The 15,776-nt window shown below is 50.9% G+C and carries 11 protein-coding genes; 1 reads left to right on the top strand and 10 read right to left on the bottom strand.

Annotated features, from left to right (window positions below; translation table 11 throughout):
• Positions 1-265 precede the first annotated feature (265 nt).
• On the top strand, positions 266-1,627 hold the full coding sequence (locus JNUCC32_RS13905; protein WP_192572440.1) for a lytic polysaccharide monooxygenase: 1,362 nt from the start codon (positions 266-268) through the stop codon (positions 1,625-1,627).
• A 153-nt stretch (positions 1,628-1,780) separates the two neighbouring features.
• Here JNUCC32_RS13905 and JNUCC32_RS13910 read toward each other — a convergent pair whose 3' ends face one another.
• The 10 genes from JNUCC32_RS13910 to JNUCC32_RS13955 form a co-directional block, all read right to left on the bottom strand.
• The gene (locus tag JNUCC32_RS13910; RefSeq protein WP_036671860.1) at positions 1,781-2,212 is read right to left on the bottom strand and encodes a MarR family transcriptional regulator; all 432 of its coding nucleotides are present in this window, start codon (positions 2,210-2,212) and stop codon (positions 1,781-1,783) included.
• A 410-nt stretch (positions 2,213-2,622) separates the two neighbouring features.
• On the bottom strand, positions 2,623-5,082 hold the full coding sequence (gyrA, locus tag JNUCC32_RS13915; protein ID WP_036665571.1) for a DNA gyrase subunit A: 2,460 nt from the start codon (positions 5,080-5,082) through the stop codon (positions 2,623-2,625).
• 11 nt (positions 5,083-5,093) lie between these two features.
• Positions 5,094-7,073 (bottom strand): DNA topoisomerase IV subunit B, encoded by a 1,980-nt coding sequence (parE, locus tag JNUCC32_RS13920; protein ID WP_096773323.1) that lies wholly within the window; start codon positions 7,071-7,073, stop codon positions 5,094-5,096.
• A gap of 114 nt (positions 7,074-7,187) precedes the next feature.
• A complete protein-coding gene (locus JNUCC32_RS13925) occupies positions 7,188-8,177 on the bottom strand; it encodes an ABC transporter permease (protein ID WP_015734603.1) in 990 nt (329 codons plus the stop codon).
• Positions 8,170-9,138 (bottom strand): ABC transporter ATP-binding protein, encoded by a 969-nt coding sequence (locus JNUCC32_RS13930; RefSeq protein ID WP_192572441.1) that lies wholly within the window; start codon positions 9,136-9,138, stop codon positions 8,170-8,172. Before JNUCC32_RS13930 ends, JNUCC32_RS13925 begins: the two co-directional genes overlap by 8 nt.
• A gap of 35 nt (positions 9,139-9,173) precedes the next feature.
• On the bottom strand, positions 9,174-10,025 hold the full coding sequence (locus JNUCC32_RS13935; RefSeq protein WP_192572442.1) for a GDSL-type esterase/lipase family protein: 852 nt from the start codon (positions 10,023-10,025) through the stop codon (positions 9,174-9,176).
• A 145-nt stretch (positions 10,026-10,170) separates the two neighbouring features.
• Positions 10,171-10,929 (bottom strand): CAP domain-containing protein, encoded by a 759-nt coding sequence (locus JNUCC32_RS13940; RefSeq protein ID WP_192572443.1) that lies wholly within the window; start codon positions 10,927-10,929, stop codon positions 10,171-10,173.
• Between the two features lie 343 nt (positions 10,930-11,272).
• Complete coding sequence (locus tag JNUCC32_RS13945) at positions 11,273-11,734, bottom strand: GNAT family N-acetyltransferase (RefSeq protein ID WP_009591358.1); 462 nt, start codon at positions 11,732-11,734, stop codon at positions 11,273-11,275.
• 141 nt (positions 11,735-11,875) lie between these two features.
• Positions 11,876-13,741: an ABC transporter ATP-binding protein gene (locus tag JNUCC32_RS13950; protein ID WP_009591381.1), complete on the bottom strand. Its 1,866-nt coding sequence runs from the start codon at positions 13,739-13,741 to the stop codon at positions 11,876-11,878.
• A complete protein-coding gene (locus JNUCC32_RS13955; RefSeq protein WP_015734598.1) occupies positions 13,738-15,516 on the bottom strand; it encodes an ABC transporter ATP-binding protein in 1,779 nt (592 codons plus the stop codon). The genes JNUCC32_RS13950 and JNUCC32_RS13955 overlap by 4 nt, the downstream gene beginning before the upstream one ends.
• Positions 15,517-15,776: the final 260 nt, after the last annotated feature.

Below are 15,776 nucleotides of genomic sequence, written 5' to 3' on the forward strand. Positions count from 1 at the left end.
ACAAAGAATGGCAAAGAATAGTAACCAGAATAGATTAACATTTTTTAGTTGATTTGTACAATCATGGTATGAACCTCATCTTGGGGTTTATATAGATCACGGTTGCCGAGGAGGAGGATGATCAAGGATAATTCATGAATGGAGTCGCTAGCCGGTTCGGTCCTTCATGTTTTGTGCAGAGCAAGTAAACCTGCAGCATAAGGAGGTTTGATCAGCAGCAGGAGTCCGCTGAATTTCAAATTCAATATTCAAGGAGGTATTTGTTATGGATCAGGTTCAGTGTCAAACAAATCACCGCTTGCATTTGAAACCGCTGTGGATTTTTTTAGGAAGCACACTGTTGTTTTTCACCATTATGATCATTACGGCAAGCAGCGTTTCCGCTCATGGTTATATCGAATCACCGGCCAGTCGTGGTTATAAGTGCAAGCTCGGCGAGAACGTCAACTGCGGCAGAATCATCTATGAACCGCATTCCCTGGAAGGGAAAGGGAACTTTCCGATCGGCGGACCGGCGGACGGCCAAATCACCGGTGCCGGAATCTTTACCGAACTGTATGAACAGACGCCAACCCGCTGGAGCAAGGTTAACATGAACGGCGGGCCGAACACGTTTAAGTGGGTGCTGACCGCAGCCCATGCTACATCCGATTGGAAATATTATATTACGAAAAAAGGCTGGGATTCCAGCAAACCCCTCGCACGCGCAGATCTCGAATTGTTCTGCTCCTTCAATGACGGCGGCAAACAACCGCCGAACACCGTAACCCATACTTGTAACGTACCTACCGACCGCACCGGCTACTATCTCATCCTCGCCGTATGGGAAATCGCCGATACGGGAAATGCCTTCTATAACGTGATCGACGTGAACCTGAATAACGGCAGCGGCAATCAGGACACGCAGGCACCGACCGTGCCGGCGAATCTGAGAACAACAGGGATTACAAGCAGCAGCATTTCGCTCGCCTGGAACGCCTCTACGGATAACGTAGGAGTCACAGGCTATGAACTCTATCGAGGCTCCAATCTAGTGGCAACGGTATCCGGATCCACCCTGAGCCACACCGTTACCGGCCTGCAATCAGGCACCTCCTATACCTTTAAGGTAAAAGCCCGTGACGGAGCAGGCAACGTATCACAGGCGAGCAGCCCGCTAACCGCCAGCACATCAAATCCCGTTCCGGACACCCAAGCTCCGACGGCTCCTGCCAATTTACGATCTGCGGGATCGACGTCCACAAGCGTATCATTAGCCTGGAACGATTCCACGGATAACGTCGGAGTAAGCGGCTACGAGGTATATCGGGGCACCACGCTGGTTACGACGGTGTCCGGCAGCACGCTATCCTATACAGTCGGCGGATTATCGCCAAACACGACCTATAGCTTTACCGTAAAAGCACGCGATGCGGCAGGCAACGTATCCCCAGCCAGCAATGAGCTGCAAGTCACCACGGCGGACGGCTCTGTACCGGAAACTCCGGCCTGGGCTCCGAATACTTCATACCAGCAGGGAGCTTTGGTCACGTATGGAGGCAAAACCTATGAGTGCCGCCAAGCCCATACGTCCCTGCCTGGATGGGAACCCGCTAACGTGCCGGCTTTATGGCTGCTTAAGTCTTAACTTCATTAAATTATGCCAAGGTTCGTTAGTGACCACGTGACTAGAAAGCAATATTAGCAAAACAATGAAACCGCCCCCAAAGTCGGAGCTGCCGCAGGCAGCCAGACATGGGGGCTTCTGTGCATTCCATGTAGGGTGCTGGGTCAAAAATGCCTACGCCTCGACCAGAACCTCCTGCGGAGCCGTGCTGATCTTTCCCAATAGATAGACAAGCAGCTGTTGATTATGCGAGGATATGCGGTTCAAGATCCGGGAAAGGTACTCCTCCCTAACCTGTAATCCGCGCGTATATTCCTCGCGTCCTTTATAGGATATCGTCACCCAGACGATCCGTCTGTCATTTGCGTCCCGTTCCCGTTTGATCAATTCGTTCTTCTCCATCCGGTCCAATAGCATCGTTACGGCAGCCGGACTTGTAGCCAGGTAAGGAATGAAATCGGAAGGTTTCATCCGCTTCTGCTCAGCGAGCACTTCCAGCACCATGAGTTGCGACTCCGTCAATGTCGGGGCCAATCCGGCTTCCATATGGAGTTTATAATCCTTGGCCAGCTTGGACCACACCTTGGCGAATTCGGCAGTATGCATGTTTATCCCGTCCCTTCCGTTATGTCTGTCATGATCAAACATCGAAATACCATCTGAGTTTGCGGAACTGTACTCCGATGAATGAACTTCCGTTTGAGCCAGCGTCATGATTTTCATAATAGTTTATAGGATTAACTTTTCGCTGGACGCCAGCCAATATCCTTCTTTTTTCGTTAAAAAATATAATTTCCAATCAAGCGACAAAACCCGTCATGCCTTGTGTGACGGCGTTTCTCAACATTCAGCTTACTTCGACAGCGCCAGACATATGTCAAATAGTATAAATTTAAATATGCGTCATCCAACGCTAAATACAACAAAAGCACCCCGACAACCGTTCATCGAAGGTGCTTTCGTCCATTCATCTCTATTCAAACCATATCCGAATTAAAGGAAAGGCTCGCTCTTGCCTAACCTTCTTTGCCTAACTCTGCATGCGGGAGACTGACCAAATCGACAATCTGTCCGTTCTTGCCGACATCGGCCAGTAGTTTACCAATCGATTTACGCTCCATAATCGGAACCTTCTCCGTGTGAATCGGGAAAGCTTGCCCGTCTTCGCTATAAGCGTTAATCTGCAGCGGCTCGCGACAATAGAACGCGCCGACGATGGCGCTGCCGTTAGGCTTCACCCGCTTGCCTTCCTTGAACTCAAACGTGGCCATGCCTTTTCCGCCGCGGCTTTGGGCCGGATAATCCAACAGCAAGCTTCGCTTGCCGTATCCAAGATCCGTGATGGTCAAAATCTCGCCTTCATCGTTCTCCACCCATAATGCCGCAACGACCTCGTCCCCGTCTCGAAGCTGGATTCCCCGAACCCCGCCGGAAACGCGTCCCATGGCATTGACTTCCTGTTCATTGAAGCGGATGCTCATCCCTTCTTTCGAGATCAACACGATATCTTTATTGCTGTCACTCATAACGACCTGGATGATGCTGTCTTCCGCAGCTACCTTCGCAGCCGCAACCGCGCCAGACCGTTTGGTTACGTACTCCTTGAGATCTGTCCGCTTCACTTGCCCTTTGCGGCTCACGAAGACAAGCGATTTGCCCGCTTCGTCAAAGTTCGAAACCGGGATGACCGATACGATATGGTCCTCTTTCGGTACCTGGATCACGTTAACGATGGCCGTACCGGCATCTTTCCACTTGTACTCCGGAACCTGATGCACCGGCAATAAGAAATATTGCCCGCGGCTCGTGAAGATCAGCAGATTCTCCAGGGTATTGACTTCAAACAACCGCGTGATGTAATCCCCTTCCTTGACGCCTGAGCTTTCCAGCTCACCGCCGCTGCGGGTGAAGGATAACATGCTGGTACGCTTGATATAGCCTTCATTCGACAAGGTTACGAGCACATCCTCGGCGTTGACAAGCACTTCAAGATTCACCTTGATCTCTTCCACTTCTTCCTGGATAACCGAACGCCGGTCGATGCCGTACTTCTCCCGAATTTCGATCAGCTCTTTGCGAATGACGCCAATCAACTTCTTATCGCTGTCGAGAATCGCACGCAAGCCCTCGATTTTCTTTGTCAGCTCGTCCAGCTCTTTTTGCAGGGAATGAATTTCAAGGTTGGTAAGACGGTATAATTGCAGCGTCAGAATCGAGTCGGCTTGTCTCTCCGTGAAACCGAACATCCATTGCAGATTGTTCTGGGCATCCTGGCGATTCTTGGAAGCCTTAATAGCCGCAATCACTTCGTCCAGTATGTTGAGCGCCTTGACGAGGCCCTCCAAGACATGTGCCCGATCCTCGGCTTTCTCCAGCTCGAACTGCGTCCGGTGGGTGACGACTTCACGCTGATGGTCGATATAGGCCGACAGCATCGCTTTAAGCCCCAGCTGCTGAGGGGTTTTGTTCACGATGGCAACCATATTGAAATTGTACGTAATCTGCAGGTCGGTTTTCTTGAACAAATAAGCCAGAATCCCGTTCGCGTCGGCATCCTTCTTCAGCTCCACGACGATGCGAAGCCCTTCCCGTCCGCTCTCGTCCCGTACCTCGGCGATGCCTTCGACTTTTTTCTCGAGACGAATGTTTTCCATCGCCGTAACCAGTCTGGACTTAACAACCTGATAAGGAATTTCCGTGATGACGATCTGCTGTTTACCACCACGGAGCGATTCGATGTCCGTCTTGGATCGCAGATAGACCCGGCCTTTGCCTGTCCGATAGGCATCCAAAATGCCTTCGCCGCCCATGATGATACCGCCGGTCGGGAAGTCCGGGCCTTTTATGAACGTCATGATCTCGTCCAGCTCGATCTCCGGCTTTTGCATGACGGCGATGCACGCATCGATCACTTCACGCAGATTGTGAGGCGGGATTTCAGTGGCGAAGCCCGCGGAAATGCCGCTAGCTCCGTTCACAAGCAGATTCGGGTACCGCGAAGGCAGCACAACCGGCTCCTTCGCCGTGTTATCAAAATTGTCCTTGAAGAGCACGGTACGCTTCTCGATATCGCGCAGCAGCTCCATGGCAATCGGCGACAGCCTGGCCTCGGTATAACGCATTGCTGCTGCCGGATCATCGTCCTGGGAACCCCAGTTTCCGTGACCGTCCACAAGCACATGTCCCATTTTCCATGGCTGGGCCATCCGAACCATGCCTTCATAAATCGATGAGTCCCCGTGCGGATGGTAGTTACCCATGACATCCCCGACGGTTTTCGCCGATTTGCGGTATGGTTTATCCGGTGTGTTACCCGAATCGTACATGGCGTACAGAATCCGACGCTGAACGGGCTTCAGGCCGTCACGAACGTCCGGGATCGCCCGGTCCTGAATTATATACTTGGAATACCGGCCAAATCGGTCACCTACAACCTCTTCCAGAAATGCCGGCAAAAATTGCTCCGATAAACTCATTCATTCACCTTCTATTCCTCAAACTCCGCGAAGTTGACATTTTCAACGATCCACCGCTTGCGGGGATCTACCTTATCTCCCATCAGCGTAGACACGCGCCGCTCCGCTTTGGCGGCATCTTCGATTTGAACCTGCAGCAAGGTGCGTGTTTCCGGGTTCATCGTCGTTTCCCATAACTGCTCCGGGTTCATCTCGCCCAGTCCCTTGTAGCGCTGCAGTTCAAAATTTTTGAATTCCTTCAAATAATTAGCCAGCTGCTCATCCGTCCAGGCATACCGCACGGTTTCCAGCTTGCCGGATTTGCTGGCGATTTTATACAGCGGAGGCTGCGCGAGATAGACGCGGCCTTCATCAATCAACGGCTTCATGTATCTGTAGAAGAACGTGAGCAGCAGCACCTGAATGTGGGCTCCATCCGTATCCGCATCGGTCATGATGATGATTTTCGAATAATTGCTGTCCCCGGCGGTAAACTCCGTGCCGATCCCCGCGCCGATCGCGGATACGATCGCACGGTATTCGTCATTCTTCAGGATGTCGGCCAGCTTGGATTTTTCCGGGTTCATCGGCTTCCCTTTAAGCGGCAGGATCGCCTGGATCTTCGAATCCCGCCCCTGTTTCGCCGAGCCGCCAGCGGAGTCCCCTTCGACAATGAACAATTCGGTTCGCGAAAAATCCTTGGACTGGGCCGGTGTCAGCTTGCCCCCAAGATTGGAACTCTCGCTGCGCTTCTTGCCGCTGCGCATCTCATCCCTTGCCTTCCGGGCCGCTTCGCGCGCTTTGGAGGCCTGAATGGCCTTCTTCAGCAGCGTTTGGGCGACCTGCGGATTTTCCTCTAGGAAAATTTGCATCTTCTCGGTAACGATGCTGTCCACCGCGCTCCGCGCAGAGGCGCTTCCCAGCTGGTCCTTCGTCTGACCCACGAATTCGACCTCAGCCATCTTGACGCTGATTACGGTCATCATGCCTTCCCGGAGGTCATTCCCCTCCAGATTCTTGTCCTTTTCCTTCAGAAGATTGTTCTTTCGTGCATAATCGTTCATGACGCGGGTATACGCCGTCTTGAAGCCCGTCTCATGCGTACCGCCTCCGCGCGTCGGGATCGAGTTAACGAACGAGGCCAGCGTTTCGGTGTATCCTGCATTATATTGAAGGGCGATTTCGACTTCGATGTCATCCTTCTCGGCATAAAAATGGATCACATCGTGCAGCACGTCCTTGCCTTCATTCAAGAACTGCACGAACTGGCTTGCGCCGCCTTCATAAAAAAATTCTTCCCCATTCCCGCTCCGCTCGTCTTTCAAGACGATCCGGAGTCCTGAATTCAGGAAGGCGATCTCCTGTAAGCGCTCTGCAAGCGTGTCGTAGTTCAGATGCGTTCCCGCGGTAAACACGCGCGCGTCCGGTTTAAACGTGATTTTCGTCCCTGTTTTGTTCGTATTGCCCAGCACCTCAAGACCGGTTACCGGTTCTCCGACATGCTCTTTTCCTTTTTTGTCCTGCCAGTACTCGAAGCGTTGGCGGTGAATTTTACCTTCGCGGTATATCTCCACTTCCAGCCACTCGGACAGCGCATTGGTTACGGATGCGCCAACGCCGTGAAGGCCGCCGGACTTCTTGTATCCGGAACCGCCGAATTTGCCGCCGGCATGCAAAATCGTGAAGACCACCTGCGGCGTGGGAATGCCTGTCTTGTGCATCCCGGTCGGAATGCCGCGCCCGTTATCGTATACCGTCGCGGATCCGTCTTTATGCAAAGTAATTTCAATTCTCGAGCAGTACTTGGCCAAATGCTCGTCTACGGCGTTGTCCACAATTTCCCATACCAGATGATGCAGACCCGACGAGCTTGTGCTCCCTATGTACATGCCTGGCCGTTTGCGTACCGCAACAAGGCCTTCGAGCACTTGAATGTCGTCAGCATCGTATCCTGAACGGTTAGTACCGCCGTTCTTTGATGACTCTGCAAACATATCGATCTGTTCGACCATTCATGCTCCTCCTTCAATTTCACGTATCTCGTGTTTTCTATTTCTACATTCCAATATTTTAGAAGAACGCGGTTCTCTAAAAAATGCAAACAAATGTTTCATGCTTTGTCCATTTTAATTCAAGATATCCCTTCTCGTAAAGACACTGAATGCAACAATAACCGCACAAATCGCCCAAATGGCTAATACGGCAAGGGAAAAATTCAAGGTCATGCCCTCGATCGGCGGCAAATTGCCCGCCAAATAACTGGTCAAATTCAGGTTTACCATGAACAAATATTTCGCGCTGCTCCATGCCGACGCCATATTCGTCAGAATATTTCCGGCGATCAATGCCGCCATCATAATGACGATGCTGGCCGCCGTGCTTCGAACCAGGACGGATACCATAAAAGCCAGCATGCCGACGCATACGCCGACAAACCAGACCAAACCGCCCTGCATCAGCAAATACTTCCATTGGGGCACCGCATGAACGCCGGACATATCCACGTCTGACCCGACAATTTGGAAACCCGTGAATACCGGGATGTCAAACCCTTTGTAGCCGAAAGCGAGACCCGAGATCAGGTAAGCGATGACAAAGGTGGAAACGACAATGAGCGACGTGAACATAATCAAGGCTACCAGTTTGCTCAGCAGCACTTTCCAGCGCTTTACCGGCCTTGTCAGGAGCATCTTAATGGTGCCGGTCGTCCGCTCTCCGGAAACGATATCCGAAGCAATGGCCATGATGAGCAGCGGAATAAACAAGGATATCGCATTGTTCAGAAATTCCCGCGTGAACGTTACCCCGTTTGGTTGATTAGGATTCACATCATGCTGCAAATAATACTGCATCTGCTGAATAAAGATTTGCCGATATCGTTTCCATTCATCCGGCACCCGGTCACTGCTAAGCGAATTTTCATTATCCGTGATCCGCTGCTGAAGCTCAAGCCGCCAGTCGCTGTTAAACTTCTCCCGGCTCCGTTCTGCGGACTTCATCTGGGCGTATGTAAACATAGGCACTAGGACGAGGAGAACCAGAAGAACCACATAAAACCGCTTACGCTTGATAATTTTGATGCATTCGTTCTTGATCAGGGGCAACAGGTTACTCAATGCTCTCACCCTCCGTCATCTGCAGGAACAGCTGCTCCAGCGTAGGATTGATCCGATGAACCTCCCGGACCTGCACGCCGGCGCCAACCAGCCTTTCCACAGCCCTTGATGCATGTGCAGCATGCATTCGGGTCACAACGGCATCCGGTGACATGCCTGCCAGTACATTATCGTCAAGCACATCCTCCGGGCGGTCCACGATCTCGCAATAATCCAGCTTCTGCAGAATTCGTTTGCCCTGCACGGCGGGATTCAGATCCCAGATGACATGATCGCTGCTGCCGGCAATCAATTCATCGACCTCGCCTACCGCAAGCACCCTTCCGCTGCTGATGATGGCTACCCGATCGCATAACAGCTGGATTTCGCTCAGCAGATGGCTGGAAACAAATACGGCCAATCCCTCCTCGGCCAACTGATGGATGAACTGCCGCATTTCTTTGATTCCCTTCGGGTCAAGACCGTTCGTCGGCTCGTCCAGAATAAGCAGCTTCGGCCTGCCGAGCAAGGCCTGGGCGATCCCCAAACGCTGCCGCATGCCAAGTGAATAAGTGCTGACCTTGTCATGGATTCTTCGATCAAGCCTGACCGTATCCACAACTTCCTGTATCCGCTGATCGTCAATGCCGGGCTGCATTCTCGCAAAATGCTCGAGATTTTCCCAGCCGGTCAAATACGAATACATCTCCGGATTCTCCACGATGGATCCAATATAGCGCAGCGCCTGCTCCTGCTGGCGGTTCACATCGTAACCGCAGACCTCGATCCTGCCGGATGACGGCTTGATCAAATCCACAAGCATTCGGATCGTGGTTGTTTTTCCTGCCCCGTTCGGCCCCAGGAACCCGAATATTTCGCCCGAGCGCACATCGAACGACACATCATGTATAATCCATTTTCGACCGATTTTCTTTTTTACATGCTGGACGGATAGTACGATTTCCTGCGCTTGTTCATTCATCGAATTCCATCTCCCCACCTGACATCCTCTTCATGCTACAGCATACCTTCTACTATTCGATCCGCGATGGCCTGATATCCTGCCCCGTTCGGATGGAAATGGTCCGTGGACAGATACTCGCCGAGCTTATGCTGAAACAGATCGAATGTAGGGACAAGCGTCATATTGGGATCCCGGTTTACGAGCTCCATGACCGCATGATTCCATGCTGAGACCACGACATTGCCGGGTATCAGCAATTCTTCCAAATCGGAAAAGGGATGATACAAGCCGATATAAACAATTCGGGCATTCGGATTAATATCCCGAATCTTCTCAAGAATTGTCTGCAAGCGTTCGGAGGCCTGCGGCAATGCGCCCATCAGCATGGCTGGATCGAGCTCCAGCTCGCCGGCATCCGCGGCCCCCTCCATCAGCCCGCTTCCTTGAAAGATATCATTGCCCCCGATAGACAGCATAATGACGTTGGCTTCCTTCAAGGCATACTGTATTCCCTTGTCGTCCAGCTTAGGGAGAAGTCCCTCGGTGGTCATTCCGTTTATTGCCAGATTGGCCAGCAGGCTGGCCGTTCGTCCATCGCCGTTCAATTGTTCGACGCTTCGGCGGACAAAACCGCCCCCGGTACTGTCCCCCGTTCCCTTGGCAAGCGAGTCTCCGATCGCCGTCACTTTCAGATCATTTGGCAGCACCGCTTCCGACGGAGCCCGTTCCGGCTTCGGCGGCGCAGTCTCTTGGCCTGGCGCGGCGGATTCGCCGCCGGTGAGCAAGGGCTGCCCTTGAGGATCATTAATATCCTTAAACGCATACACGAAACCGAATATAAGCACAATCGCTACGATAATCGACACGGAGGCCGTGATACGCCATATCCATGCAGATGACTTCATGACATTCCCCCTACAAAAATCCTCATGTACATTACCTTAAGACTTCTATAAAAAATTTGCAAATCAAAACACGCAAAGAAGACTGCCCCGGACGCAGTTTTCTGCGCGCCCGGGGCAGCCCTATCATGTAAAACAAGATCCGTGCTTATTGGCTGATGAATTCCTGAACCCAGTATCCGTTGTAATATCCCACACCGATCATGGTGAAATTAGGAGACAGGATATTTTCGCGGTGACCTTGGCTGTTCATCCAAGAGTTCATGACTTCCTGCGGCGTGCGTTGCCCTTTAGCGATATTCTCGCCGGCATAGCCGTAAGAAATGCCGTAAGCCTTCATCATGTCGAATGGAGAGCCGTGCGTTGGCGAAGTGTGGCTGAAATAATTGTTATTGCTCATGTCCTTCGCTTTGTCCAGTGCTACCGTTGTCAGCTTGGCATGTACCGTGAGCGGCTTCAGGCCAGCTTTCGAACGCTCTTGGTTCACCAAGTTGACAACTTCGGAAGCAAAATTCGATTGCTCCGTTGTGCCCGCAGATTCGGAAGGCTGGGACGGAGTCGTAGACGGCTTGCTCACAGGCTTGCTTGCTTCCGGTTTGCTTGCTTCTGGTTTGCTGGCTTCCGGTTTGCTTGCTTCCGGTTTGCTGGTCTCAGGCTTGCTTGTTTGAGGCGTCTCTGCAGGCTTGTCCGCCTGAGGTTTTTCCGTTTGCGGTTGTTGGACGACCACCCATTTAAACTGCGACTCCAAGCCTTGGCTCTCCAGGAATTTCTGGATCTTCTGTTGCCAGTTTACATAATTATTGCTATCAGCAGGTGCAGCCGAAGCCGTTGTCGGCAGCATGATGCCAACAGCCAATACAGCCGCGATACTGCCGCCTGCGATTTTCTTTATCCAATGGTTGTTCATGAATACTCATCTCCTATGCTCATAGTTGTAGAGTTTGCTTGACCGCCGTTCTAAGATGTTGAACTAGTTGGGTGTGGGGCGGTCAGGCATTGGTTACATTTTTGTAATCAGGTACGAACACATTGTAACACATTTGATACCTTCGGCAATCCTACAATTGTTGGAAAGGAGTCCTTGAATTCCTACTTTATGCTCAGGGCCCCAGAAACCAATACCGGTCCTGATCGAATGACTTCCTTGTATCTGTGATAAGCAGTAAAATCTTCTAAACTTCCATAGAATCTAGGTCATAACAAGAAAAAACCCACCCCGAAAACGGGGTGGGTTAATGAAAAGGCCCAGGCTACAGCTTTTTGCTGAACTGGTAACCAGCCTTTTCAAATCCAATATGTTCATAAAATGCATGTGCGGGAGCAAGTTCTTCCCGGTTGCCGCTTGTGAGAAACAAGAGGTGGCTACCATGCTGTCTTCCCCATGTCTCTGCACCGCGAATCAGTCGTTTGCCAATTCCTTGGCCGCGGTAGCTTGAGGTTACAATAACCGAAGTAATTTGAGTGACCGGTTCGGTCATAGTGAAGGATTTGACTTGACGAAGCATGATCATGCCGACGACGTCTCCATCAACCTCGGCAACCAGGTTGCCGTATAACGGGTTGTCGTTCATGGACTCCATCCGTTCACGCATGACGTTGAGCGTGGTCGGATAATTCAGTTCTCGCATCAAGGATGTGACAGCTTCCAAATCATTCTTCTCAAAGTTTCGAATCAGCAGTGCAGGCGCAGAAATTACGCTTTCGATGCTCATTATACCCTCATGCTTCCCTTCTTCTATGAATTCTGAGTAAACTCTACTTCTATTTTGTAAGTTTATGAAGAAGATTGCAAGTATCAAGCGACATTTTTTTTACATTTGTGTCCGTTTTGTTAAACCTTTGTTAAGCCGTTTTTACAAAAATCGGTATTGTGCTTCAATCAGCCCATGATATGTCCCCTGCTTCTGCATAAGCTGGTCGTGATTTCCTTCTTCGATGATCTTCCCGTGATCCAGCACGACGATATGATCGGCATGGCGGATCGTTGATAAACGGTGCGCCACGATGAAGGAGGTACGTCCCTGAAGCAGCACTTTAAGGGCACTCTGGATTTTTAATTCCGTCTCGGTATCGATACTTGCCGTTGCTTCATCCAGAATCAAAATCCGCGGGTCGGCAAGGAGCGCCCTCGCAAAGGATAGCAGCTGCCGCTGCCCCATGGACAGCATGTTACCGCGTTCCTCGACCTCGGTATCGTAGCCGCCCGGCATCTGGACTATAAACTCATGGGCGCCCACAGCCTTGGCCACGTCTTCAATCTCCTCATTGGTCGCATCCAGACGGCCAAAGCGGATATTATCCCGAATCGTACCCGAGAATATAAAGGTATCCTGCAGCACGATGCCGATCTGATTCCTGAGGCTTTCTACCGTCACCGATTGAATATCGTACCCGTCGATGGTTAACTTACCGTCCGTAATATCATAAAAGCGGCTGAGCAAATTAATGATGGTACTTTTGCCTGATCCGGTATGACCGACCAACGCAATCGACTGGCCTGCCTTCACGTCCAGATTGATGCCTTTTAGAGCCTGGCGTCCTTTTTCGTATTCAAACACCACATTCTCCAGCTTGATGTCCCCTTTAATGGTCGGCAATTTCTTCGCGCCAGGCTGATCATCGATGCTCGGCTTCTCGTCTATGAATTCAAAGATACGTTCGGACGATGCCATCGCGACAAGCAGCTGGTTATACATTTGGCCGAGCCGATTGATCGGCTCCCAGAAGTTCCCGACATATTGGGTAAAGGCAATCAACAGACCGATCGTGAGCTCGCCTTGCTGAATCAATACGGCCCCAAGCCAGAACAAGATCAGGGAACCGAACCCCCCGGTAATCTCGATAAGAGGCCCAAACCCTTGGTTCATGGCCGACGCCCTATCCCAGGACTTTTTGCTGTCCAGGTTCATGTTATCAAAAAATTTCATATTTTCTTCTTCTTGCGTATAAGCTTGGGTAACGCGGATTCCCTGAATGGATTCGTTCAAGTGGGAGTTAATCCGCGAGTTCCGGATCCGTACTTCCTGCCATGCACGCCGGATGCGCACACGGAGTTTCGTAGAGATAAAGAACATGATCGGAACGGTAACGATAACAGCTAGACCAAGCTTCCAGTTAATTAATAGCAGGATGACTACGATACCGACAAGCTGCACGCAGTCGATGATCAGATTGACAACCCCGTTCGTAAACAAATCCTGCAGGGAGTTGACATCGTTCGTAACGCGAACCAGCACGGATCCCGCCGGACGCTTGTCAAAGAAATTAAAGGATAGGCGCTGTATATGCTGGAACAAATCTGCTCGAAGGTCATAGATAACCCGCTGACCAATGATATTCGTAAACTTGATCCGGAATATCCCGGCAACCCATTGAATGATATACATCGCCAGAACGGCGATCGTAATCTGATACAGCAGGGTCAGGCTCGGATTTCCTTCCTTCGGGTCAATGGCCTGGTCGATAGCCAAACTCGTCAGGAATGGAATGGCAAGCTTCGTAATCGTGCCGATAATCATCATGAGGCCGATCAACGGGAGAATCTGTTTGGCATATGGTTTCATATACGAGATCAGACGCGTCAGCTGCGTCCAGTTAAACGGCTTCTCGATCGCATCGTCGTCCTTGTATACAAAACGTTCATTGGTTTCTTCCGAAGGCTTCCGCGGCCTCGGAATCTTTTGTTTCTGATGCGGTTCAGTATTTACGTTGGCGTTCATGCTTGCACCTGCCCTGGCGTACCTCCTGCTTGAGCTTGCTTTGCAATCAGGTCCGCATATTGTATTTTGTACACATCCTGGTAAGGTCCCGGCACCGCAATCAAATCGTTATGCTTGCCGCGCTGCACGACTCTACCTTCATCCAGAACGAGAATTTCATCCGCATGACGCAAGGAAGAAATACGGTGAGCGATAATAAAGGTCGTTCTGCCGTTCATGACTTCCTGGAAACCGGATTGGATTTCATGCTCTGTTTCCATGTCCACTGCGCTGGTGGCATCATCCAGGATCAGGATTTTCGGGTCCTTCAGAAGGGCACGGGCAATCGCGATCCGCTGCTTCTGTCCGCCGGAAAGACCCATCCCCCGTTCACCGACAATGGTATCGTAGCCATCCTTCATTTCCATAATGAAGTCATGTGCCTTGGCCAGCTTGGCTACCCGAATGATTTCATCCATGCTGACGTCCTTCATCCCGTAAGAAATATTGTTGCGGATGCTGGACGAGAACAGGAAAGTCTCTTGGAAGACCGTTGCAATCTGGCTGCGCAGACTCCGGACCTTAATATCGTTGATGTTCACGCCGTCTAATTTGATGCTGCCCTGATTCACGTTATAGGCATGCATCAAGAGCTGGATAATGGTTGACTTCCCTGAACCTGTTCCCCCCAGCAAACCGATCACGGAGCCGGGACGAGCATCCAGATTGATATCTTTGACAGCAGCCATCTTGTTGCCGTAAGCAAAGGTGACATTGTCGAACACGACATGACCCTTCACCTGGCTTGGCACCAAATCTACCGCACGCTCACGGTCTTCGACATCAATGGGCTGATTCAACAGCTCCAGCACCCGTTCACCCGAAGCCTTCGACTGCGTATAGTTGTTAATGTGGAACCCGATCCCCCAAAGAGGTCCGATTATGTACCAAATTAAGGTGAAGAATGCTGCCAGCTCCCCTACCGTCATGGAACCTTGGATAACCATGGCGCCCCCGACGGCAAGCAAAATGACGACGCTGACATTCGCAAAGAGCTCCATCATCGGGAAATAACGGGCCCACAGGGAAGAGGCGAATATCTGATTGGTTTTGTAACGCTCATTCCGTTCGGAGAATTTCTCCACTTCGTGAGGCTCGCGAGCAAAGGATTTAACGGTACGAACACCCGTAATATTCTCCTGCACCGCGGTAGTCAGCGAGCTGAGCGCCAGGCGCATCTCCTGGAACGCCGGATGGATCTTGGACTCGAATTTCAGAGCTGCGAACACCAGAAATGGCATCGCTACCAAAGTAACCAGCGTCAATTTCCAGCTGATGGTGAACATCATGATGGAACCGAAAGTCACCATCAGTACGAGGTTGAGGAGTTGGGCAAAACCGAAGCCGATAAACATCCGGATTGCTTCCAAATCCCCCGTCAGCCGCGACATCAAATCCCCTGTCCGAGCCGTGTCGTAATAGCGGAACGATAGAAATTGCAACTTTTCATAGCAGGCGTTTCGCAACGAGTAAGCCAGGTAATTCCCCAGCCTCCCTCCAAAGAATCCATGCAAAAACTGCATGAAAGCTTTAAGGATGACCACGCCCAGCACGGTGAGTGCCAGCTGCGGTACGATGCCGTAATTCTCCAGCTTGATTGCATCGTCAATCAGCACTTTTAACAGCTGCGGATAGACAAGACCTAAAGCGGTTGCAATCGCCAGACACAGAATGGAAAGAAAAAGATAACTTCGTTTCTCCCAAAAGAAGCCCTGCAGTTGCCTGAGAACATTCATGTTTATCCTCCTTTGGATTTTTTACGTTCAGGTTATGTAGCATTTATGAAGTTTATCATCGACCCGAACCCGCGGCAAAGAGAGAAAAACGTCATAAATGAGCCAAAAGGACCTAAAGGGGGCAAATAGTATAACTTATCATTGTTTCATGATGAAATCATCGGGAATTCTCATCATTACTAGGGGATATAATCACATTGTCAGTCCCTTCAACCGTTAGGCTTTATCCGCTATTTTCGACTTTTTTGAACATGCTTGAA

This window comes from Paenibacillus sp. JNUCC32 (assembly GCF_014863545.1).
GTDB classification, from domain to species: Bacteria; Bacillota; Bacilli; order Paenibacillales; family Paenibacillaceae; genus Paenibacillus_AQ; species Paenibacillus_AQ lautus_A.

Coding starts and splice junctions, on each gene's coding strand:
- JNUCC32_RS13905 (WP_192572440.1), top strand. CDS start 266: ATGGATCAGGTTCAGTGTCAAACAAATCACCGCTTGCATTTGAAACCG.
- JNUCC32_RS13910 (WP_036671860.1), bottom strand. CDS start 2,212: ATGCATACTGCCGAATTCGCCAAGGTGTGGTCCAAGCTGGCCAAGGAT.
- gyrA (WP_036665571.1), bottom strand. CDS start 5,082: ATGAGTTTATCGGAGCAATTTTTGCCGGCATTTCTGGAAGAGGTTGTA.
- parE (WP_096773323.1), bottom strand. CDS start 7,073: ATGGTCGAACAGATCGATATGTTTGCAGAGTCATCAAAGAACGGCGGT.
- JNUCC32_RS13930 (WP_192572441.1), bottom strand. CDS start 9,138: ATGAATGAACAAGCGCAGGAAATCGTACTATCCGTCCAGCATGTAAAA.
- JNUCC32_RS13935 (WP_192572442.1), bottom strand. CDS start 10,025: ATGAAGTCATCTGCATGGATATGGCGTATCACGGCCTCCGTGTCGATT.
- JNUCC32_RS13940 (WP_192572443.1), bottom strand. CDS start 10,929: ATGAACAACCATTGGATAAAGAAAATCGCAGGCGGCAGTATCGCGGCT.
- JNUCC32_RS13945 (WP_009591358.1), bottom strand. CDS start 11,734: ATGAGCATCGAAAGCGTAATTTCTGCGCCTGCACTGCTGATTCGAAAC.
- JNUCC32_RS13950 (WP_009591381.1), bottom strand. CDS start 13,741: ATGAACGCCAACGTAAATACTGAACCGCATCAGAAACAAAAGATTCCG.
- JNUCC32_RS13955 (WP_015734598.1), bottom strand. CDS start 15,516: ATGAATGTTCTCAGGCAACTGCAGGGCTTCTTTTGGGAGAAACGAAGT.